Origin of the sequence: Pseudomonas sp. AA-38 (assembly GCF_029457475.1) — a bacterium.
GTDB lineage: Bacteria > Pseudomonadota > Gammaproteobacteria > Pseudomonadales > Pseudomonadaceae > Aquipseudomonas.
The window spans coordinates 176331-197197 of sequence record NZ_CP120359.1; the positions used below are offsets into that span (position 1 = coordinate 176331).

The 20867-nt window shown below is 66.2% G+C and carries 20 protein-coding genes; 12 read left to right on the forward strand and 8 right to left on the reverse strand.

The window, feature by feature from the left end; translation table 11 throughout:
- Positions 1–97: 97 nt before the first annotated feature.
- From PVE35_RS00810 to glcD, 7 genes are all read right to left on the reverse strand, one after another.
- Positions 98–265 (reverse strand): rubredoxin, encoded by a 168-nt coding sequence (locus tag PVE35_RS00810; RefSeq protein WP_003242223.1) that lies wholly within the window; start codon positions 263–265, stop codon positions 98–100.
- A gap of 126 nt (positions 266–391) precedes the next feature.
- A complete protein-coding gene (locus PVE35_RS00815) occupies positions 392–2092 on the reverse strand; it encodes an L-lactate permease (RefSeq protein ID WP_277373462.1) in 1701 nt (566 codons plus the stop codon).
- A 264-nt stretch (positions 2093–2356) separates the two neighbouring features.
- Complete coding sequence (locus PVE35_RS00820; RefSeq protein ID WP_277373463.1) at positions 2357–4534, reverse strand: malate synthase G; 2178 nt, start codon at positions 4532–4534, stop codon at positions 2357–2359.
- Between the two features lie 152 nt (positions 4535–4686).
- On the reverse strand, positions 4687–5085 hold the full coding sequence (locus PVE35_RS00825; protein ID WP_277373464.1) for a heme-binding protein: 399 nt from the start codon (positions 5083–5085) through the stop codon (positions 4687–4689).
- A 179-nt stretch (positions 5086–5264) separates the two neighbouring features.
- Positions 5265–6482, reverse strand: a complete 1218-nt coding sequence (glcF, locus tag PVE35_RS00830) for a glycolate oxidase subunit GlcF (RefSeq protein WP_277373465.1) — start codon at positions 6480–6482, stop codon at positions 5265–5267.
- A gap of 3 nt (positions 6483–6485) precedes the next feature.
- Positions 6486–7541: a glycolate oxidase subunit GlcE gene (gene glcE / locus PVE35_RS00835; protein WP_277373466.1), complete on the reverse strand. Its 1056-nt coding sequence runs from the start codon at positions 7539–7541 to the stop codon at positions 6486–6488.
- Positions 7541–9040, reverse strand: a complete 1500-nt coding sequence (gene glcD, locus PVE35_RS00840) for a glycolate oxidase subunit GlcD (RefSeq protein ID WP_277373467.1) — start codon at positions 9038–9040, stop codon at positions 7541–7543. The genes glcE and glcD overlap by 1 nt, the downstream gene beginning before the upstream one ends.
- Positions 9041–9276: 236 nt before the next feature.
- Between glcD and glcC the strand changes: the two genes are divergently transcribed.
- From glcC to madM, 12 genes are all read left to right on the forward strand, one after another.
- The gene (gene glcC, locus PVE35_RS00845; RefSeq protein ID WP_277373468.1) at positions 9277–10050 is read left to right on the forward strand and encodes a transcriptional regulator GlcC; all 774 of its coding nucleotides are present in this window, start codon (positions 9277–9279) and stop codon (positions 10048–10050) included.
- A gap of 221 nt (positions 10051–10271) precedes the next feature.
- Positions 10272–11057, forward strand: coding sequence for a type IV pili methyl-accepting chemotaxis transducer N-terminal domain-containing protein (locus PVE35_RS00850; protein WP_277373469.1), 786 nt, complete (start codon positions 10272–10274; stop codon positions 11055–11057).
- A 77-nt stretch (positions 11058–11134) separates the two neighbouring features.
- A complete protein-coding gene (locus PVE35_RS00855) occupies positions 11135–12106 on the forward strand; it encodes a GGDEF domain-containing protein (RefSeq protein WP_277373470.1) in 972 nt (323 codons plus the stop codon).
- Between the two features lie 105 nt (positions 12107–12211).
- On the forward strand, positions 12212–13864 hold the full coding sequence (mdcA, locus tag PVE35_RS00860) for a malonate decarboxylase subunit alpha (protein ID WP_277373471.1): 1653 nt from the start codon (positions 12212–12214) through the stop codon (positions 13862–13864).
- Positions 13864–14742: a triphosphoribosyl-dephospho-CoA synthase gene (locus tag PVE35_RS00865; RefSeq protein WP_277373472.1), complete on the forward strand. Its 879-nt coding sequence runs from the start codon at positions 13864–13866 to the stop codon at positions 14740–14742. Before mdcA ends, PVE35_RS00865 begins: the two co-directional genes overlap by 1 nt.
- A 1-nt stretch (position 14743) precedes the next feature.
- Complete coding sequence (locus PVE35_RS00870; RefSeq protein ID WP_277373473.1) at positions 14744–15043, forward strand: malonate decarboxylase subunit delta; 300 nt, start codon at positions 14744–14746, stop codon at positions 15041–15043.
- Complete coding sequence (locus PVE35_RS00875; RefSeq protein ID WP_277373474.1) at positions 15036–15887, forward strand: biotin-independent malonate decarboxylase subunit beta; 852 nt, start codon at positions 15036–15038, stop codon at positions 15885–15887. The genes PVE35_RS00870 and PVE35_RS00875 overlap by 8 nt, the downstream gene beginning before the upstream one ends.
- A 2-nt stretch (positions 15888–15889) precedes the next feature.
- Positions 15890–16696, forward strand: a complete 807-nt coding sequence (gene mdcE / locus PVE35_RS00880) for a biotin-independent malonate decarboxylase subunit gamma (RefSeq protein ID WP_277373475.1) — start codon at positions 15890–15892, stop codon at positions 16694–16696.
- 87 nt (positions 16697–16783) lie between these two features.
- Entirely contained in the window at positions 16784–17419 is a 636-nt protein-coding gene (locus tag PVE35_RS00885; protein WP_277373476.1) for a malonate decarboxylase holo-ACP synthase, read from the forward strand.
- Positions 17416–18342 (forward strand): malonate decarboxylase subunit epsilon, encoded by a 927-nt coding sequence (gene mdcH / locus PVE35_RS00890; RefSeq protein ID WP_277373477.1) that lies wholly within the window; start codon positions 17416–17418, stop codon positions 18340–18342. The genes PVE35_RS00885 and mdcH overlap by 4 nt, the downstream gene beginning before the upstream one ends.
- 54 nt (positions 18343–18396) lie before the next feature.
- Positions 18397–18798 carry a malonate transporter subunit MadL gene (gene madL, locus PVE35_RS00895; protein ID WP_268180427.1) on the forward strand — a complete coding sequence of 134 codons (402 nt, stop codon included), beginning with the start codon at positions 18397–18399 and terminating at the stop codon, positions 18796–18798.
- 5 nt (positions 18799–18803) lie between these two features.
- Positions 18804–19568 (forward strand): malonate transporter subunit MadM, encoded by a 765-nt coding sequence (gene madM / locus PVE35_RS00900; RefSeq protein ID WP_268180428.1) that lies wholly within the window; start codon positions 18804–18806, stop codon positions 19566–19568.
- Positions 19569–19658: 90 nt separating this feature from the next.
- Here the strand turns inward: madM and PVE35_RS00905 are convergent, their stop codons facing one another.
- Complete coding sequence (locus tag PVE35_RS00905; protein ID WP_268180430.1) at positions 19659–20336, reverse strand: RraA family protein; 678 nt, start codon at positions 20334–20336, stop codon at positions 19659–19661.
- Between the last annotated feature and the right edge of the window lie 531 nt (positions 20337–20867).

Sequence of the window (20867 nt, forward strand, 5' to 3'; positions counted from 1 at the left end):
AGGTAGTTTTTCAACAAACTGCTACGGGCCGGCCCAAGGCCCGCAGCAATAAAAACGGCGACCCGAAGGTCGCCGTTTTGCTTGACGCTGTAATCGTTCAGCCGATCTCGATCATCTCGAAATCCATCTTGCCAACGCCGCAGTCGGGGCAGAGCCAGTCTTCCGGCACGTCTTCCCAGCGGGTGCCGGGTGCGATGCCGTCATCCGGCCAACCCTGGCTCTCGTCGTAAATCAGCCCACAGACCACGCACTGCCACTTCTTCATATCGACCCTCGGGTGAATCTCACGGTGCCGGCAAGCTACCGCAATTGCGCGCATGCGCCAAGCCGGCCGGCGACAATCGTCGCCAGCCGGCGGCCAACCAAAGTCGGGTCATGCGGCGCACTAGCCTCAGCCACTGGCCATCAGCGGATCGCTCAGCGCCATGCCGTACATCGCCAGCAACGCGATGCCGCCGGCCATGATCAGGTAGTACAGCGTTGGCAGCAGGGTCTTGCGCAGGGTGATGCCCTCGCGCCCGAGCAGGCCCACGGTGGCCGAGGCTGCCACCACGTTGTGAATGGCGATCATGTTGCCCGCCGCCGCGCCCACCGACTGCACCGCCACCATCATCGCCCCGGACACGCCGAGCAACTGCGCGGCGTTGAGCTGGAACTGCGACAGCATCAGGTTGGAGACGGTGTTGGAGCCGGCGATGAAGGCGCCCAGGGCGCCCACCGCCGGGGCGAAGAACGGGTAGATGGCGCCGACGCTGTCGGCCACCAGTTGCGCCATGGCCACCGGCATGGACACCAGCTCGCTGCCGTTGACCCCCGAGTTGATCAGGATGCGCACCATGGGAATGGTGAAGATCAGCACGAAGCCGGCGCCCAGCAGGGTCTTGCTCGACTCGCCCACCGCCGCCTTGAGCTCGGCCAGGCGCATGCGGTGCAGGAAGAAGGTCACCAGCACCACCATGCACAGAATGCCGCCGGGCAGGTACAGTGGCTCGATGGTGCCGGATACACCCGTCTCGCCGAGGATGTCCTTCCAGCCGAAGGTAAAGCTCATCAGCGCCGCCTTCACCTCGGGGAAGCTGCGCGAGATCACCAGGAACACCGCCAGCAGCAGGTAGGGCGCCCAGGCCATGGGCACCGAGACCGGGGCCTTGCCGGCCACCTCGTCCAGCTTCATTTCGATCCTGCCCATCCACTCCGCTGGCCAGTCCTTGGCATCGGCGAAGTCCCAGTTGTCCTTGGGCAGCAGGAAGCCGGCCTTGGCCGCCGGCACCACGATGGCCAGGCCGACCAGCGCACCGATCATCGAGGGAAATTCCGGGCCGAGGAACACGCCGGCTGCCATGTACGGCAGGGAGAAGGCGAAGGCGGTGAAGATGGCGAACGGCGCGATGGCCAGGCCTTCCTTCCAGCTCTGATTGCGGCCGAAGAAGCGCGTCATGATCATCACCATGATCAGCGGCATCAGCAGGCCGATCAGGCCGTGGGTGATGGCCACCCGCGAGTAGATCAGGTGGAAGAAGGTTTCCCAGGTGCTGCCGTTGGCCACCAGTTGCTCGGTGATGCCGGTTCTGTCCAGGCCGGCGCCGACGCCGACGAGGATCGGCGTGCCCACCGCCCCGAAGGATACCGGCGTGGACTGCACCATCATCCCCAGCACCACCGCGGCCAGCGCCGGGAAGCCCAGGGCCACCAGCAGCGGCGCGGCCACTGCGGCCGGGGTGCCAAAACCGGAGGCGCCTTCGATGAAGCAGCCGAACAGCCAGGCGACGATCAGTGCCTGCACGCGCCGATCCGGGCTGATATTGGAGAAGCCCCGGCGAATTGCCGCGATCCCTCCTGAGTGCTTGAGGGTATTGAGCAGCAGGATGGCGCCGAAGATGATCCACAGGATCGCGGCGGTGAGAATCAGCCCCTGCAGACTGGAGGCGATGACCCGGTTGAGGGACATGTCCCAGGCCAGCAGGCCGATCAGGGCGGTGAGGACGAATACCAGCGGCATCGCGTACTTGGCCGGCCAGCGAAAGCCGATCAGCAGCACACCCGCCAGCACCAGCGGCACGAAGGCCAGGATGGACAGCAGCGTTTGACTCATGGATTGGTTCCTTCTTGTTCTTGTGAACCACAGTTTTCCGGGGGGTAACCCGGCGCCACGCATCTGGAAGGCCGGGCAGCATGGCGCCAGCCTTTCCGCGAGCCGCGACGCCAGGGATCACCCAGCGCCGCGCTCATGCTCGAAAGCCCTGACGGTCAGCAACCGTCAGGGCTTGTTACTGCTCAGTGGAAGGGGCTTTCGGCTCTGGCATCCTGCCTCGTGCAGTAGCTGGTTTGTCGCGGCTGAAGCCCCTCCCACAGTCATTCACACCTCAGCTTTGAAGCGCAGACGCCAGGCGTGCAACAGCGGCTCGGTATAGCCGGACGGCTGCTCGCGGCCCTTGAACACCAGCTCACTGGCAGCACGGAAGGCATGGGACTGCTCGAAGTTCGGCGCCATGGGGCGATAAGCCGGATCGCCAGCGTTCTGCCCGTCCACCACCTTGGCCATGCGCCGGAGCGTCTCGCGTACCTGGGTTTCGCTGACCACGCCGTGGTGCAGCCAGTTGGCGATGTGCTGAGCCGAAATGCGCAGGGTGGCGCGGTCTTCCATCAGGCCGACGTTATGGATATCCGGCACCTTGGAGCAGCCCACGCCCTGTTCGACCCAGCGCACCACGTAACCGAGGATGCCCTGGCAGTTGTTGTCCAGCTCCTGCTGGATATCGCTGGCGCTCCACGGCCGTTCGGCACTGACCGGCACGCTGAGCAGGTCACCCAGCAGGGTGTCGCGCTGGCTGGCCAGGTCGATCAGCTCCAGCTCGCGCTGCACCGCCTGCACGTCGATCTGGTGATAGTGCACGGCGTGCAGCACGGCGGCGGTGGGCGACGGCACCCAGGCGGTGTTGGCACCAGCTTTCGGGTGGCCGATCTTCTGTTCCAGCATGGCCGCCATCAGATCCGGCATGGCCCACATGCCCTTGCCGATCTGCGCGCGGCCACGCAGTCCGCAGGCCAGGCCGACCAGCACGTTGTTGCGCTCGTAGGCCTGGATCCAGGCGCTGGACTTCATATCGCCCTTGCGCAGCATGGCGCCGGCTTCCATCGCCGTGTGCATCTCGTCGCCAGTACGGTCGAGAAAGCCGGTGTTGATAAAGGCCACCCGCGCGCTGGCCGCCTCGATGCAGGCCTTGAGGTTGACGCTGGTGCGTCGCTCCTCGTCCATGATGCCCATCTTCAGGGTATGGGCCGGCATGCCCAGCAGTTGCTCGACACGGCCGAACAGCTCGTCGGCGAAGGCCACCTCGGCCGGGCCGTGCATCTTCGGTTTGACGATATAAACGCTGCCGGTACGCGAGTTACTGCGGCGCTTGAGGTCATGCAGGGCGATCAGGCTGGTGACCACCGCATCGAGGATGCCCTCGGGAATCTCATTGCCTTCGCTATCGACAATCGCCGGGTTGCTCATCAGGTGGCCGACGTTGCGCACGAACAGCAGCGAGCGGCCATGCAGGGTCAGTTCGCTGCCATCGGCGGCGGTGTAGACGCGATCCGCATTGAGGCGGCGAGTGATGCGTTTGCCGCCTTTTTCCAGCTCCTCGGCCAGATCGCCCTTCATCAGGCCCAGCCAGTTGCGGTACACCACCACCTTGTCGGCGGCGTCGACGGCGGCCACGGAGTCCTCGCAATCCATGATGGTCGACAGCGCCGCTTCCATCAGCAGGTCCTTGACGCCTGCGCCGTCGGTGCGGCCGATGGGGCTGCTGGCGTCGATCTGGATCTCGACGTGCAGGCCGTTGTTCTTCAGCAGCACGGCGCTTGGCGTGGCGGCCTCGCCCTGGTAGCCGACGAATTTTTCCGGTTGCGCCAGGGAGGTCTGCACGCCGCTGCGCAGGGTCACCTGCAACTGCCCGGCGACCACGGCGTAGGCGCTGGCCTCGGCGTGCGAGCCCTGGGCCAGCGGCGCGGCCTGGTCGAGGAAGGCGCGGGCGAAGGCGATCACCTTGGCGCCGCGTACTTCGTTGTAGCCCGGGCCCTTGCTGGCGCCACCCTCTTCGCTGATCGCATCGGTGCCGTACAGGGCGTCGTACAGCGAGCCCCAGCGCGCGTTGGCGGCGTTCAGCGCGTAGCGTGCATTCATCACCGGCACCACCAGTTGCGGGCCGGCCTGGGTGGCGATCTCGCTGTCGACGTTGGCGGTGGTCGCCTTGACCTTCTCCGGTTGCGGTAGCAGATAGCCGATGGATTCGAGGAAGGTGCGGTAGGTGGCCATGTCGCGGATCGGGCCGGGGTTGGCGCGATGCCAGGTATCCAGCTCGCTCTGCAGGCGCTCGCGCTCGGCCAGCAGGGCGCGGTTGCGTGGTGCCAGGTCATGCACCAGGGCGTCGAAACCGCTCCAGAAGGCCGCCGCCTCGATACCGCTGCCGGGCAGCACTTCGTCTTCGATGAACTGCTTGAGCTCGGCGGCTACCTGCAGACGCTGACATTGCACGCGTTCGGTCATTTCCTGTTCTCCTGTCTGTTCGCGCCCCTCTCCCGTTGGGAGAGGGGCTGGGGGAGAGGGCCTGGGCGTTGCCTGTTGGCACCCTCTTCCGTCACTTCGTGACACCTTCTCCCGAAGGGAGAAGGGCATCAGTTGGCGGCTGCGCCGCATGTTTAAAGAGCGGCAATCCCCGCCCTGGCCACCTGTGCATCCTGTTCGGCCTTGACCCCGGATACGCCCACGGCGCCTATCACCTGGCCGTCCACCAGCAGCGGCACACCGCCCTCCAGCGAGGTGAGCAGCGGCGCGCTGAGGAAGGCGCTGCGGCCGCCGTTGACCATCTCCTCGTAGCCCTTGGTCTCGCGGCGGCCGATGGCGGCGCTGCGGGCCTTCTCGGTGGCGATATAGGCGCCGATGGGCGCACAGCCATCCAGACGTTCCAGGGCCAGCGGGTGGCCGCCGTCGTCGACCACGGCGATGGCCACGGCCCAGCCCTGTTGCTGCGCTTCGCTGCGGGCCGCCAGGAGGATCTGGCTGACTTCGCGCTGGCTGAGTACGGCTTTGTGTTGCATGGCATACCTCGTGTTCTTGGTTTTTCTCCCCTTTCCCGCTTGCAGGAGGGGGTTCAGTTGTAGGGTGGATGTCGCTTTTTACATCCACCGCTTTGGTGGATCGATGAAGTCTCGTAGCCCGGATGCAATCCGGGAGTTGCGGCATGGGTTTCCCGGATTGCATCCGGGCTACGGCGTGATCAGTGCATGGCCTCCTCGACTATCTCGATCCAGTGCCGCACCGGCGTGCGCCCAGCGCCGTCCAGATGGGTCTGGCAGCCGATATTGGCGGTGACGATGGCATCCGGTTTGCCGCTTTCCAGGGCGTTCAACTTGTTGTCGCGTAGCTGCCTGGACAACTTTGGCTGGGTCAGCGAATAGGTGCCGGCCGAGCCGCAGCACAGGTGGCTGTCCGGCACGGCAGTCAGGCCGAAACCGAGGCGCGTCAGCACGCCTTCAACAGCGCCGCCGAGCTTTTGTGCATGCTGCAGGGTGCAGGGGCAATGGAAGGCCAGGCGCTGTTCGGCGCGTACCTGTAGCGTTTCCAGCGCCTCGCTTTGCAGCACCTCGACCAGATCTCTGGCCAGGGCGCTGACCCGCGCTGCCTTGCTTGCATAGGCCGGGTCACCGGCCAGCAGATGGCCGTAGTCCTTGACGAAGGCGCCGCAGCCGCTGGCGGTCTGCACGATGGCCTCAATGCCGGCTTCGATGGCCGGCCACCAGGCGTCGATGTTCTGCCGGGCGCGTTGCAGGCCCGCTTCCTGGGCGTTCAGGTGATAGTCCACGGCGCCGCAGCAGCCGGCTTCGCGGATCGGCGTGACGCTGATGCCGAGGCGATCCAGCACGCGCGCGGTGGCGGCATTGGTGTTGGGCGACAGCCCCGGTTGCACGCAGCCTTCGAGCATCAGCACGCGGCGCGCATGTTGCGTGGTTGGTCGCGGTTTGGCCGGGCGAACTTCGCGCGGCAGCTTGGCCTTGAGCGTGGCCGGCAGCAGCGGGCGCAGGGCCAGGCCGGCCTGGGTCAGCGTCTTGAACAGCCCCGGTCGTGGCACCACGGCGCGCAGGCCCTGGCGCAGCAGGCGTTCGTTCAGTGGTCGAGCTACCTGGCTTTCGGCGACCTCGCGGCCGATATCCAGCAGGTTGTGGTACTGCACACCGGAGGGACAGGTGGTTTCGCAGTTGCGGCAGGTCAGGCAGCGATCCAGGTGCTGCTGGGTCTTGGCGGTCACTTCGCCGCCTTCGAGCATCTGCTTGATCAGGTAGATGCGCCCACGCGGGCCGTCCAGCTCGTCGCCGAGCACCTGATAGGTCGGGCAGGTGGCATTGCAGAAGCCGCAGTGCACGCAGGAGCGCAGGATGCGTTCGGCTTCCTCGGCGCGCGGCAGACGCTTGGCCTGTTCACTCAAATTGGTCTGCACGTCTTATACCTCGGCGTATAGGCGGCCAGGGTTGAAGATGCCCTGGGGGTCGAGCTGGTTCTTGAGCTGGCGCTGGTAGCGCAGCAGTGGTGCGGCCAGCGGCTGGAAGGGGTGGGCGTGGCCGGCAGCGAAGCAGGTAGCGTGGCCGCCGAGCTTGGCCGTTACGCGTTGGATCAGCTCGCCATCGGCATCGGTCTTCAGCCAGCGCTGCGCGCCGCCCCAGTCGATCAACTGGCGGCCGGGCAGGTCGAGCAGACCGCTATTGGCCGGCAGCGACAGACGCCACAAGGTGCCGCTGGCGCCGAAGAACGGCAGGCGCTGTTCGCGTAGCTCATGCCAGTAGCCGTTGTCGATCTCTTCGCCACCCAGGCGTTGGCGTGCGGCCTGTACCGAACCTTCACCACCCTCCAGGCGCAGGTGCAGCGCCGCACCGTCGTGGCTGGCGGCGCTGATCGGCAGCGGCTGCTGGCCCCATTCGGCGAGCTTGTTCAGGGCATGCAGGGCGTCCACTTCCAGGCGCAGGCTGAGTACCTGGCGCGGTTTGGGCAGCACCTTGAGCGACACTTCGGCGAGCAGGCCAAGGCAGCCGAAGCTGCCGGCCATCAGCCGCGACAGATCGTAGCCGGCGACGTTCTTCATCACCTCGCCGCCGAAGCGCAGCAGCTTGCCCTGGCCGGTGATCACCCGGGTGCCGAGCACCTGATCACGCACCGAGCCGGCCCAGGGGCGGCGCGGGCCGGACAGCCCGGCGGCGACCATGCCGCCGAGGGTGGCGCCATCGCCCAGGTGCGGCGGCTCGCACGGCAGCATCTGGTTGTTGGCCTCCAGCGCGGCCTCGATCTCGGCCAGCGGCGTGCCGGCGCGGGCGGTCAGCACCAGCTCGGTGGGGTCATAGCTGACGATGCCGCGATGTTGGCGGGTATCCAGCACCTCACCCGGGGTGGCGCGACCCAGATGAGCCTTGCTGCCGCTGCCCTGGATGCGCAGCGGTGTGGCGCTATTGAGCGCGTGGTTGACCTGTTCCAGCAGCGCGGCGCTGGCATCGAAATCATGCTGCATCAGAAGCGCTCCAGTTCCGGGAAGGGCAGTTGGCCGTGGTGCACGTGCATGGCGCCGAACTCGGCGCAGCGGTGCAGGGTGGGGATGTTCTTGCCCGGATTGAGCAGGCCGCTGGGGTCGAACGCCGCCTTCACTGCGTGGAACAGGGTGATCTCGTCGCTGTTGAACTGCGCGCACATCTGGTTGATCTTCTCGCGGCCCACGCCGTGCTCGCCGGTGATGCTGCCGCCGACCTTGACGCAGAGTTCGAGGATCTTGCCGCCGATGGCCTCGGCGCGCTCCAGCTCGCCGGGCACGTTGGCATCGAAGAGGATCAGCGGGTGCATGTTGCCGTCGCCGGCATGGAACACATTGGCCACGCGCAGGCCGTATTCCTCGGACAGCTCGGCGATGCCGCGCAGCACGCCGGGCAGCTCGCGGCGGGGGATGGTGCCGTCCATGCAGTAGTAGTCCGGCGAGATGCGCCCGACCGCGGGGAAGGCGTTCTTGCGCCCGGCCCAGAATTTCACCCGCTCGGCTTCGTCGCGGGCCAGGCGCACTTCGGTGGCACCGGCCTTTTCCAGCACTTCACGGACGCGCTCGCAGTCGTCGGCGACGTCGGCCTCCACGCCGTCCAGCTCGCAGAGCAGGATGGCTTCGGCCTCCACCGGGTAGCCGGCGTGGATAAAGTCCTCCGCCGCTCTGATTGCCAGGTTGTCCATCATCTCCAGGCCGCCGGGAATGATGCCGGCGGCGATGATGTCGCCCACCGCGCGACCGGCTTTTTCCACCGAGTCGAAGGCCGCCAGCAGCACCTTGGCCACCTGCGGCTTGGGCAGCAGCTTGACCGTCACCTCGGTGACGATGCCGAGCATGCCCTCGGAGCCGGTGAACAGCGCCAGCAGGTCGAAACCCGGCGCATCCAGGGCGTCGCTGCCGAGGGTCATGAACTCGCCCTCGACAGTGAGGATGTCCACCTTGAGCAGGTTGTGCACGGTCAGGCCGTACTTCAGGCAGTGCACGCCGCCGGCGTTCTCGGCGACGTTGCCGCCGATGGAGCAGGCGATCTGCGAGGACGGGTCGGGGGCGTAATACAGGTCGAACGGTGCGGCGGCCTGGGAGATCGCCAGGTTGCGCACGCCGGGCTGCACGCGGGCAAAACGCCCTTCGCGGTTGATCTCGAGAATCTGGTTGAAGCGCGCCATCACCAGCAGGATGCCTTTCTCCAACGGCAGCGCGCCGCCGGAAAGCCCCGTACCGGCACCGCGCGCCACCACCGGCACGCCACGGGCGTGGCAGAGCTTGAGCAACTGCTGCACCTGCTCGATGCGCTCGGGCAGCACCACCAGCATGGGCGTGGTGCGGTAGGCGGACAGGCCATCGCACTCGTAGGGCTTGAGGTCTTCCTCTGTGTGCAGGATGTCGAGGTCGGGCAGGCGCTGGCGCAGCTCGGCCAGCAGGGCGGCCTTGTCGACCTCGGGTAGCGCGCCGTCGATGCGCTCGTCGTACAGAATGCTCATGGCAGGCTCGTTCGTGGACGCTTTTGTTATGGGCGGTCATGTCGCGACCTTGGCCCGCATGTTTAGGCGGCCTGCTGCCCTTCGTCCATCTTTGCTGGTACTGGTACGACCAGTTTCTTTCGCCAGACTTTCAGCTTAAAAGGCATGAGATGCGCGTGGTATAAGGCTTCATGGCAAGGGCTGGCTAAGGCTGGAAAGCATCTGATCGACTGGTACGACCAGTGAGCGAGGGCGTGATGGAGGTGAAACAGAACACGGCAAGACGTCAGGTCAGTGACGTGGTGGCCGAGCGTATCGAGCGGCTGATCGTCGATGGTGTACTCAAGGTGGGCCAGCCGCTGCCTTCGGAACGGCGCCTGTGCGAGAAGCTGGGCATCTCCCGCTCGGCGCTGCGCGAAGGGCTCAAGGTACTGCGTGGGCGCGGCATCATCGACACCGCCCAGGGCCGCGACTCACGGGTGGCCAAGCTCAGCGGCAAGCGTGACGCCAGCCCGCTGATGCACCTGTTCAACTCACAGCCGCGCACCCTATATGACCTGCTGGAAGTGCGCGGCCTGCTCGAAGGCGAGTCGGCACGCCTGGCGGCGTTGCGCGGCACCGATGCGGATTTCGTACTGCTCACCCGGCGTTACGAAGAAATGTTGGCTGCCCATGCCCAGGAGCAGCCGGTCGACCCGCGCGAGCACGCGCGCCTCGACCATGCCTTCCACCTGGCCATCTGCGAGGCCTCGCACAACCCGGTGCTGGTGCACACCTTGCAATCGCTCACCGACCTGATGCTCAGCACCGTGTTCGCCTCGGTGAACAACCTCTACCACCGCCCGGCGCAGAAGCGGCAGATCGACCGCCAGCATTCGCGCCTGTACCACGCGGTGATCGAACGCCTGCCGGAACAGGCTCAGCGCGCGGCGCGCGACCATATCCACAGCATCCGCGACAACCTGCAGGAGATCGAGCAGGAAGAGCAGCGCCTGGTGCGGGCAAGCATGCGCTTGGAGGGGTGGGGGTAGACCTGCGGTGAGTATGCGACCAGTCGTCCGCTTCTTGACTGCTCGCACAGAATGATGGCGCTTTAACAGCTATTATCGCGCCCTTTCTCGCAGCCACTGGGCCCTGATGCCCGCCGCCGCTGCCAGTCTCATTCCTACAAGAATCCCGCCTCAAGGGTTCAACCGTTGCCGGTGGCGCATGCCTCCGGTGCATTGCCTCGTTCCCGAATTGGAGTACCGACGTGTTGAAGAAGTACCTGATCCTCCTCGCCCTGGGCCTCACGGCGCTGGTGAGTGCGCCTCTCTGGGCCGCCGTGCCCACGGATTCGGAAGCCATGAACATGGCTGGCCTGCAGCGCTCCCTGGGCCAGCGCATGGCCAAGGACTACCTGATGATAGGTGCGGACGTGCGTGTGGACGCCGCCCAGCGCCAGTTGCAGGAAACCATCGAGCGTTTCGAGGCCAGCCAGAAGGCGCTGGGCGAGTATGCGCCCAACCCCGAGATCAAGGCCGCGTTGGCCAAGGTCGATGCCACCTGGGCCACCTATCGCCAGCAACTCGAGGCCAAGCCGGAGCAGGCCAAGGCCGCCGCCCTGCTGGCCACCAGCGAGACCCTGCTGCAGCAGACCCAGGCCGTGACCGATGCGATGGCCAAGCACCTCGGCGAGATGGGCGCCACGGTCAACCGCAGCGGTTGGGCGCGCGTGCAGACCCAGCGCATCGCCATGCTCTACATGGCCAAGTCCTGGCGCGTGCAGGTGCCCGATCTCGATGCCAAGCTGGACAAATCGGTCAAGGACTTCGAGACCATCCTCGGCGAACTGGAAGCGCGTGGCACGCCGAACGAAGAAATCGCCGCCGCCCAGCGCCGCGCGCGCGCCCACTGGGGCTTCACCCTCAAGGGCATCGACCTGCACGCCGAGCAGGACTTCGTCCCTACCGTGATCACCGTCAGCACCGACTCGCTGTTCCGTCAGCTCAACGAACTGACCCGCCTGTATGCCGGGTTGAAAGCCAGCGAGACCTGATGAACATTCTCTAGCTCGTCACCTTGGCGACCCGCTTTTGCGCTATAAACAAGCGCTAGTCGGGCAGAGGTGACGGCATGAGCGAAGCAACTGATCAGGCGGTCTACAAGACCCTGCTGGAGTCGACCCGAGCGATCCCCTGGAAGATCGACTGGAAGACCATGACCTTCGCCTACATCGGCCCGCAGATCGAGAGTCTGCTGGGCTGGGCGCAGGCCAGTTGGGTCAGCGCCGAGGACTGGGCGGCGCGCATACACGAGGATGATCGTGAGCGGGTCGTGGAGTTCTGCATCTCGCAATCGCAGAACGGCGTCGACCATGAGGCCGACTACCGCGCGCTGACCGCCGCTGGCGACTATGTGTGGATTCGCGACGTGGTGCATGTGGTGCGCAACGACAAGGGCGAAGTGGATTCGCTGATCGGCTTCATGTTCGACATCAGCGAACGCAAGAAGACCGAGGAACAACTGCTGACCCTGCAGAAGCAGTTGGAAGAATACTCCTACAAGGACGGTCTCACCGGCGTGGCCAACCGGCGCATGTTCGACACGGTGCTGGCCGGCGAGTGGGCCAACGCCCAGCGTACCCAACAGCCCTTGTCGCTGATCCTGCTGGATATCGATCACTTCAAGCAGTTCAACGACCATTACGGCCATATCCAGGGCGACGATTGCCTGAAGAGCGTCGGCCAGGCGCTGAGCCGTGCTGCCAGCCGGCCACGGGACTTCCTCGGCCGCTTCGGTGGCGAGGAGTTCGTGCTGGTGCTGCCGGAGACCGACGAGGCTGCTGCCCTCCATATCGCCGAGCGCTGCCGTCAGCAGGTGCGCCAGCAGCGCATACCCCACGAGCGCTCATCGGTGTCGTCCCTGCTCACCATCAGCCTCGGCGTGGGCACCATCGTGCCGGGCGCGCAGGATCGTCCGCTGGATTTCCTCAACGCCGTGGACAAGCTGCTCTATCAGGCCAAGCAGCTTGGACGTGACCGGCTGGAAGTGGCCAAGGCGCCTGCCCACTCGATCCGCGACGATGCCGCCGATGCCCAGGCTTGAGCCATCATTAACCTGAGCGTAACGATAGCGCTCGCTGCTTGATTGATGACCTCGCAGTCAGGCTCCTAAGGTGCCTCCACGACAGCGGAACTCGTGGAGTCATCGATGACAACAACAATATCCCCACCGCCGCAGTGGTCGCGTCGTCGCGCGGAAAAGGCGCGGCGGCTCGATCAGGTGCGCAAGCTCGCCGATGGCGTGGTGCTGCCCAGCGACCAGATAGTCGCGGCGCTCGAAGCGCTGATCGCCCCCGGCGATCGCGTGGTGCTTGAAGGCAACAACCAGAAGCAGGCGGACTTTCTCTCCCGCTCGCTGGCCAAGGCTGACCCCGGCCGCCTGCACGACCTGCACATGATCATGCCGAGCGTCAGCCGCGCCGAGCACCTGGATCTGTTCGAGCGTGGCATCGCCCGCAAGCTCGACTTCTCCTTCGCCGGGCCGCAGAGCCTGCGCATCGGCCAACTGCTCGAAGACGGGCAGATGGAAGTCGGCGCCATCCACACCTATATCGAACTCTACTCGCGCCTGCTGGTGGACCTGATCCCCAATGTCGCCCTGGTCGCCGGCTTCCAGGCCGACCGCCACGGCAACATCTACACTGGCCCGAGCACCGAGGACACTCCGGCGCTGGTGGAGCCCACCGCGTTTTCTGATGGCATCGTGATCTTCCAGGTCAACGAGATCGTCGACGAACTGCCGCGCGTGGACATTCCCGCTTCCTGGGTCGACTTCGTGGTGGTGGCCGACAAGCCGTTCTATATCGAGCCTCTGTTCACTCGCGACCCGCGCCATATCAAGCCGGTGCACGTGCTGATGGCGATGATGGCGATCCGTGGCATCTACCAGAAACACAACGTGCAGTCGCTCAACCACGGCATCGGTTTCAACACCGCCGCCATCGAGCTGATCCTGCCGACCTACGGCGAATCGCTGGGGTTGAAGGGCAAGATCTGCCGCAACTGGACGCTCAACCCGCACCCGACGCTGATCCCGGCCATCGAGACCGGCTGGGTGGAGAGCGTGCATTGCTTCGGCACCGAGCTGGGCATGGAAAACTACATCGCTCAGCGCCCGGACGTGTTCTTTACCGGCCGCGACGGCTCGATGCGCTCCAACCGCATGATGTGCCAACTGGCCGGGCAGTACGCGGTCGACCTGTTTATCGGCGCCACCCTGCAGGTGGACGGCGATGGCCATTCCTCCACCGTCACCCGTGGCCGCCTGGCCGGCTTCGGCGGCGCGCCGAACATGGGCCACGATCCGCGTGGCCGTCGCCACGCCACCCCGGCCTGGCTGGATATGACCGAGCCTGTGACCCTGCTCGAACGCGGCAAGAAGCTGGTGGTGCAGATGGTCGAGACCTTTCAGGAGGGCGGCAAACCGACCTTCGTCGAGCGCTTGGATGCCGTCGACGTAGCGAAGAAGGCCGGCATGCCCCTGGCGCCGATCATGATCTACGGCGACGACGTCACCCACCTGCTCACCGAGGAAGGCATCGCCTACCTGTACAAGGCGCGCTCGCTGGAGGAACGCCAGGCGATGATCGCCGCGGTGGCCGGGGTGACCGCAATCGGCCTGCGCCACGACCCGAAAGACACCGCACGCATGCGCCGCGAAGGGCTGATCGCCCTGCCCGAAGACCTCGGCATCCGCCGCACCGATGCCAGCCGCGAATTGCTCGCGGCCAAGAGCATCGCCGAGCTGGTCGAGTGGTCGGGCGGCCTGTACAACCCGCCCGCCAAGTTCAGGAGCTGGTGATGAATGCACTGACTGCAATTCAGCCCCAGCTTTCGCTGAGCGATTGGCTGGCGGATCTGGTAGTCGACGCGCTGATCGACGAGGCCGACCTGTCGCCCAAACCGGGGCTCGTCGACCGGCGTGGCAGCGGTGCGCACACCGACCTGCACCTGGGCCTGATGCACGCCTCGGCGCTGGCCCTGTGGCCCAGCTTCAAGGCCATGGCCGAGGCTGCGCAGCAGCATGGTGAGATCGACCTGCACCTGCGTGAAGCGGTGGGCCGCATCGGTCGCGAAGGCGAAGTGGAAATGCTGCGCGTCACCGGCGGCGTCAACACCCATCGCGGCGCCATCTGGGCGCTGGGTTTGCTCAGCGCCGCCGCCGCGCTGGATGTCCGCGTCTTGGAACCGGCTCAGGTCGCCCTGCGCGCCGCGCGTCTGGCCTTGCTCGATGACCGCGCCGCGCCCGTCACGGGCGACAGCCATGGTGCCCAGGTCTGCCGTCTGTACGGCGTGCATGGCGCCCGCGAAGAAGCGCAGCTTGGCTTTCCCGCGGTGATCCAGCAGGCGCTGCCGCAACTGGCGCGCAGCCGCGCTGCCGGGGCAGGGGAGCAGAACGCCCGCCTGGATGCGTTGCTGGCGATCATGACCCAACTGGCCGACACCTGCGTGCTCTACCGCGCCGGCATGGCCGGGCTGACCCGCATGCAGAGCGGCGCTCGCGCGGTGCTCGCCGCTGGCGGTTGCGCCAGCCTCGACGGGCGCCGCTGCCTGCGCGAGCTGGAGCGCGACATGCTGCACCTGCGTGCCTCGCCTGGCGGCGCTGCCGATCTGCTTGCCGCCACCCTGTTCCTCGACCGCCTGCAGCATGGCCTGCCGGCGCAGCTTGGGAGTCTGTGAAATGGAAACCCTGTCTTTTCAATTCCCCGCCGGGCAACCGGCCCAGGGTCGCGCGCTGGTGGGTTACGTCGGCTCCGGCGACCTGGAAGTGCTGCTCGAACCCGGCCAGGCCGGCATCCTGGCCATCGAGGTGGTCACCTCGGTCAACGGCAGCGCGCCGCGCTGGCAACTGCTGTTCGAGCGCATGTTCGCTGAGCAACCAGTCCCGGCGCTGAATATCGCCATCCATGATTTCGGCGCCACCCCCGGCGTGGTGCGCCTGCGCCTGGAACAGGGCCTGGAGGAACTCAACCATGGCTGAGCAGAATATCCAGCGCCTGTTGGCGCAGCGCAGCTTTACCGAACTCGGTGCCCGTGAGCGGGCTCGGGCATTGCTCGATGCCGGCAGCTTCCGTGAGCTGCTCGATCCCTTTGCCCGGCTGATGTCGCCCTGGCTGCCCAAGCAGGGCATCGTGCCCCAGGCCGATGACGGCGTGGTGGTGGCCAAGGGGGCGATCGACGGCCAGCCAGCCGTGGTCATCGCCATCGAAGGCGCCTTCCAGGGCGGCAGCCTGGGCGAAGTGGGCGGCGCGAAAATCGCCGGCGCCCTGGAGCTGGCCGCCGAGGACAACAAGGGCGGCACGCCGACTCGCGCCGTGCTGCTGCTGGAAACCGGCGGCGTTCGCCTGCAGGAGGCCAACCTGGGCCTGGCGGCGATTGCCGAGATCCAGGCCGCCATCGTCGAGCTGCGCCAGTATCAGCCGGTGATCGGTCTGGTGGCCGGCCCGGTCGGCTGCTTCGGCGGCATGTCCATCGCCGCCGGGCTGTGTAGCTACCTGCTGGTCACCCGCGAGGCGCGCCTGGGGCTCAACGGCCCGCAGGTGATCGAGCAGGAAGCGGGCATCGAGGAGTACGACTCGCGCGACCGTCCCTTTATCTGGAGCCTGACCGGCGGCGAGCAGCGCCACGCCAGCGGCCTGGTCGATGGCTACGTGGCCGACGACGTGGAGGCCATTCGCCGCGAGCTGCATGGGCTGTTCGCCAAGGGTAAGCCCGAGCTGGAGCGCAGCCGTCGTCACGCCTGGTTCCTCGAGCGCCTGCGCGCCGTCGACACCTCGATCCAGGCCGATGCCGCTGCCGTGCGCAGCGCCTTCCAGGGAGCATGAACATGACAACTGCTCAGCAACAACGTGGTCTGCACTGGTTCCAGGCCCTGGCTGGCGATGCCAAGCCACAACAGGGTTTGCCTGCCTCGCTGCGGGTGGCCGATGGCGAGCTGGCCGGCCAGGCGGTGCGCTATCTGGCCGTGATCGCCGATCCCAGCAATCCATTCCCCCGCGCCCGTAACGGTGAGGTCGGCCTGCTGGAAGGCTGGGGCCTGGCCCAGGCCGTGGATGAGGCCATCGAGGCCGACCGCGACCAGGCGCACAAGCGCGCGCTGATCGCCATTGTCGACGTGCCCAGCCAGGCCTACGGGCGCCGCGAGGAAGCCTATGGCATCCATCAGGCGCTGGCCGGTGCGGTGGACGCCTATGCCCGTGCTCGCCTGGCCGGCCATGGGGTGATCGCTCTGCTGGTGGGCAAGGCCATGTCCGGTGCCTTCCTCGCCCATGGCTACCAGGCCAACCGCCTGATCGCCCTGCGCGACGCCGGGGTGATGGTGCATGCCATGGGCAAGGCCGCTGCCGCGCGCATCACCCTGCGCAGCGTCGACGAGCTGGAGGCGCTGGCCGCCAGCGTGCCGCCGATGGCCTACGACCTGGATAACTACGCTTCGCTTGGCTTGCTGGCTGACGTGCTCGATGTCGAGCAGGCGACGCAGCCGACCAGTGCCGATCTGGCTCGCGTGCAGGAGGCCCTGGGCCGCGCCCTGGCCGATATCGCCGGCAGCCCGCGCGATCTGCGTAACCGTCTGGGCGCCGCCAATCGCGCGGCCTCCTCGCAGGTACGTGAGGCCTTGCGCGCGCAGTGGTGAATAGATCGCGCACGGCCACCGTAGGGTGCGCCGTGCGCACCATTAACCGCATCGGTGCGCATGGCGCACCCTACAGAGGAAAGATCGATGCACCCGACACCCCGTCCACATGATCTGCTCTGGGGCCTGTTTCCTGAGCATCTGCCGCAGGAGGCGCCGGCCTGGGCTTGCGCCGCCCTGGGCGGGCATGTGCCGGTGGTGGTGCGGCGTGCTCCCGCCGAGCCCGGCTGGGTGGCGGTCGGCATACGTGGCATGGCGCGTGAGCAGCGCTATGCCGCGTGGATGCGCCTGAGTGATATCCGCCGCCTGGTCAGTCCACAGGCGGTCGCCCGCGCCGGCCACTGGCGCAATCATGCTCAGCCTCATTGGCCGGCATTACGCGCGCTGAGCCAATTGGCGCCACGTCTCGACGACCTCGGCCTGGCCTGGGGTGTCACCGGCAGCCTGGGCTTCGAGCTGGCCAGCGGCATCGCTGCCGCGCATGCGGACAGCGATCTCGACCTGCTGCTGCGCGCGCCCGAGCCGGTTTCGCGGGCCGAAGCGCGGGCATTTTGCATGTTGCTGGACGAGGCGCCAGGGCGTATCGACCTGCAACTGGAAACCCCGTACGGGGCTGTGGCGCTGCGAGAATGGGCCGGCGACTCGTCGCGCGTATTGCTGAAAACCCTGGACGGCCCGCTGCTGGTTCGCGACCCCTGGCAAACGCAGCAGGTGGCGGCATGAGCACGCTCTGGGCCTTTCCCGGCCAGGGCGCGCAGCAGCCCGGCATGCTGCAGGCTTTGCCCGATGCACCGGTGGTGCAGGCCTGTATCGAGCAGGCCAGCGCCGCCCTGGGAGAAGATGTGCGCCTGCTGGATTCGGCCGAGGCCCTGCGCGACACGCGCGCCGTGCAACTCTGCCTGTTGATCGCCGGTGTGGCCGCCGCGCGTCTGCTGGGTGCATGCGGCCATCGCCCGGACTATGTCGCGGGGCTGTCCATCGGCGCCTATGCCGCTGCCGTGGTGGCCGGCGCGCTGGATTTTGCCGATGCCGCACGTTTGGTCGCCTTGCGTGGCGAGCTGATGCAGCGTGCCTATCCCACTGGCTACGGCATGACCGCCATCCTCGGCCTCGACCAGGCCAGCGTCGATCGCCTGCTGGCCGACGCCGAAGGCCCGGTGTACCTGGCCAATATCAATGCCGAAACCCAGTTTGTCATTGCCGGCAGCGATGCCGCCATGGCCAGGGTGGCCGAGCGCGCCCGCGTGCTCGGCGCCGGCTGCGCCAGGCGCCTGGCCATGAGCGTGCCGTCGCACTGCGAGCTGCTCGATGCGCCGGCCCACAAGTTGGCCGCCGCCTTTACCCACATCGAATTGCGCGCGCCGCAGGTGCGCTACCTGAGCAGCAGCTCGGCGCGGCTGATCCGTGACCCCGAAACCTTGCGCGACGACCTGGCTTACAACATGAGCCGCGTCGTCGACTGGCAGGCCACGCTCGTCACCGCCTATGAGCGCGGCGTGCGCCTGCATCTGGAACTGCCGCCCGGCAGCGTGCTGACCGGCCTTGCCCGCCGCGTCTTCGAGCCAGGCCAGGCCATCGCCTTCAGCGGTGCGCGCCTGGATACACTCGACGCCATGTTGCGTCAGGAGGTAAGTCGCGACCGCTGAGCCGTAGCCTTTACCGAAGCACAAGAACAACAACTTCAAACGAGGACAACAACAATGATCATCTACGGTGTCGCCTTTCTGGCGTTCTGCACCCTGGCAGGCATCTTCATCGGAGAGCTGCTGGGCAAACTCATCGGCGTACCCGCCAACGTCGGCGGTGTCGGCATCGCCATGATGCTGCTGATCTTCCTCGGCAGTTACCTGAACAAACGCGGCCTGTTCACCGGCAAGTCGGAACAGGGCGTGGAGTTCTGGAGCGCCATCTACATCCCCATCGTGGTCGCCATGGCCGCCCAGCAGAACGTCTACGGTGCCCTCAAGGGTGGCCCGATGGCGATTCTTGCCGGCACCGCTGCGGTGGTTATCGGTTTCGCCCTGGTGCCCGCACTGAGCCGTATCGGGCAAAAGAAGCCTGAAACCGATGCCGCCCCCTCCCTGACCAAAGCGCCACGGTGACTGCCATGTACGAATCTTTGATGAAGGTCATCACCGGCTACGGCCTGCTTAGCGGCTTCGCCATCATCGGCATCACCATGTGGGTGTCGTACTGGATTTCCGACAAGTTCACCAAGGGGCGCCTGCACGGCTCGGCCATCGCCATCCTGCTCGGGTTGTTGCTGTCCTATATCGGCGGGGTCTATACGGGTGGGCAGAAGGGCCTGGTGGATATCCCGCTGTTCGCCGGCATCGGCCTGCTCGGCGGCGCCATGCTGCGCGACTTTGCCATCGTCGCCACCGGCTTCGGCGTCAGTGTCGAGGAACTCAAGCGCGCAGGGTTCGCCGGAGTGCTGGCGCTGTTCGTCGGGGTATTCACCTCCTTCATCGCCGGTGTGGCGGTGGCCATGGCCTTCGGCTACACCGACGTGGTCAGCCTCACCACCATCGGCACCGGCGCGGTGACCTATATCGTCGGCCCGGTGACGGGGGCTGCCATCGGTGCCAGCTCCGACGTGATGGCGCTGTCGATTGCCGCCGGGCTGATCAAGGCGATTCTGGTGATGGTGGCCACGCCCTTCGTGGCGCCTTATATCGGCCTGAACAACCCGCGTAGCGCGGTGATTTTCGGCGGCCTGATGGGCACCTCCAGCGGCGTGGCCGGCGGCCTGGCGGCCACCGATCCCAAGCTGGTGCCCTATGGCTGCCTGACCGCAGCCTTCTACACCGCCCTGGGCTGCCTGCTTGGCCCATCCTTACTCTACTTTCTGATGCGCGGCCTTCTGGGCTGACCTTTCGCCCGTCGTCATGGCGGGCTTTTTATTCGACCCTCTGAGGGCAGACCTGCCTGTGCCAAGCCGCGCAGGCAGGGGCAGGTGCCTTCATTCAGGCAGTTGGCAGCCTTTCTGACGCAGCGACTCGATCACCCAGCTACGGTCGTTCTGGCCGGCAGTGATGCGTTCGAGCTGAGCGATTTCCGCGCGGTTCTTGGCGTCGGCGCGCTCGTAGACCCCGGCCACTTCGTCGTAGGGCACGCACAGCAGGCCGTCGTCGTCACCTATGACCAGATCGCCCGGTTCGATGACCATGCCGTCGATGGCGATTGACACGTTGATTTCGCCCGGGCCGTCCTTGTAAGGGCCACGGTGGGTGATGCCAGCAGCGAACATCGGGAAGTCACCCGCGCGGATGGCGGCGGCATCACGGATCGCGCCGTTGATGACGATGCCGGCAACTCCGCGCGTGGCGGCATAAGCCACCATCATTTCACCGATCAGGGCGTTGCTCAGGTCGCCGCCAGCATCCACCACCACCACATCGCCGGGCTCGGCGATATCCAGGGCGTAGTGCAGCATCAGGTTGTCACCCGGACGGGCCTTGACCGTCAGAGCCGGGCCGGCCAGAACGCCGCCGCCGTGCATCGGACGCAGGCGTGAGCCGCCGGCGGTCATCCGGTTCATCGAGTCGCTGACGCAGGCGACGGGGACGTTGCGGAAACGCTCGACCCACTCCGCGCTGACTTTGCGACTGGCAGACAGAACCCTGAATCCGATGGACATGATTGATACCTCGTGTCGATGACAGTTGTTGTGATTTTATGAAACGCTATTTCATAAATATCATTGAGAGGTGTCGATATACAACTGCCGAGCGGCTGGCTTGGGTGCTGTTTGTGGGGTTTTTGTGCCAAATCGACAGAATGGACTGCCAGATGCATCCATTTGTCCAGGTGGGGGAAGTGAGATATTGAAATGGCGTTTCTTTGTGGTAGGCTGGATTCACCGCCGCCGGGTTCCCCGCCCGCAAGCAGGCGAACTAACAAGAACAAGGTACGCACCATGAATCGAAGCATCCTGGCTGCGGGCTCGGCACCAGCCGTAACTGCCATGGCATCTGCTGCCGAACGTCCGGCTCAGCTCCATGCGTCGCTCGACGAACGCCTCTCCACCATCGCTGCTGACAAGCCTCGGGCAGGTGCTGCCCGCCGGGTTGTGTTCTGCCGTGAGCGGTCTGGTGTACCTCTCTCATCCTCGCCACGAAGCCGCATGACGAGCGCCTTCGCTGCAGGGCGCTGACCCCGTTCAATTACA